Annotated in this window: 1 pseudogene; it reads right to left on the reverse strand. The window is 80.9% G+C overall.

Annotated features, from left to right (window positions below):
- A pseudogene (locus ACWGIU_RS38340) lies at positions 1-1,121 on the reverse strand (AAA family ATPase); the annotation flags it as partial.

Raw genomic sequence — 1,121 nt, forward strand, 5'->3', positions numbered from 1 at the left:
GTCCAGGGCCTCGCGCCGGGAGGCCCTGGCGGCGGCCCGGGTCTCGGCGCCCTGCCGGTCGGCGCTGCGCGCGGTGTGCTCCCGCTCGGCCCTGGCGAGCTGTTCCCGGGCGGCGTGCAGGCCGGCGGCCGCGGCGTGGGCGGCGGCATGGCGGGCACTCAGGTCGGTGGTCAGAGCCAGCAGTTCGGCGGTGGCGGCGTCCCCGGCGGCGGCCGCGGCCTCGGCGCGGGCCTCCTGCGCGGCGGCGAGCCGACGGTCGACGGCGGCCCGGGCCTGCTCGGCCCGTTCGAGGTGGGCATGGGCGGCGTCCTCGGCCGCGCGGTCCACGTGGCCGGGGGCCGGGCGGGCCGGAGCGGGGTGGTCCGCGGACCCGCACACGGCGCAGGCCTCCCCCGCGACCAGTGCCTCGGCGAGCTCGGCGGCGATCCCGCGCAGCCGGGCCTCCTTGAGCTCCAGCCAGCGCTCCCGGGCGGCGGCCGACTCCTCGCGCAGGGTGAGCAGTTCGCCCGCGGCGCGCGCCGCGTCGGCGTCGAGTTCGTCCCGCCGCCGGGCGGCGTTCAGCTGCATGCGGGCGGGTTCCAGCCGGCCCGCGAGCTGCTCGGCCAGGGTCGCGGCCTGCTGCGCGGCGTCCACGCGCTCCTGCAGCGCCGTACGGGTCGTCTCCCAGCGCTCCAGCCACTCGGCGGACTCCTGGTGCTGCTCCTCGGCCGCGCGGGACTCCCGTTCCAGGTCGGCCCGTTCGCGGCCGATCTCGGCGCTGCGCTGCTCGGCGCGCTGTGCCGCGCCGAGGGCGCCCAGGGCCTCGCGCAGTCGCTGCTCGACGTCGGCCAGCTGCTCGGTTCCCGCTTCCTTCAGCGTGGGCGGCAGCTGCGCCCGCGCGGAGGCCTCGGCGTGCGCGGCGGCGAGGTGTGCGGCGGAGGCGGCGCCGCGCAGCTCCAGGGCGGGGGCCACCAGGGCGCCCCGCCGGGCCCGGTCGAGGAGGCCGCGCACCCGGTGCCGCTCGGGTTCGGCCTGGGCGAGCAGGGCGGCGCGGCGGAGGGTCTCCGCATGCCGGCGCTGCAGCCGGTCGAGCTCCCGTTCGTCCTCGGCGGCCCGCCGGGCGGCGGCGTGCCGGCTCTCGG

The organism is Streptomyces sp. NPDC054840 (assembly GCF_053611065.1).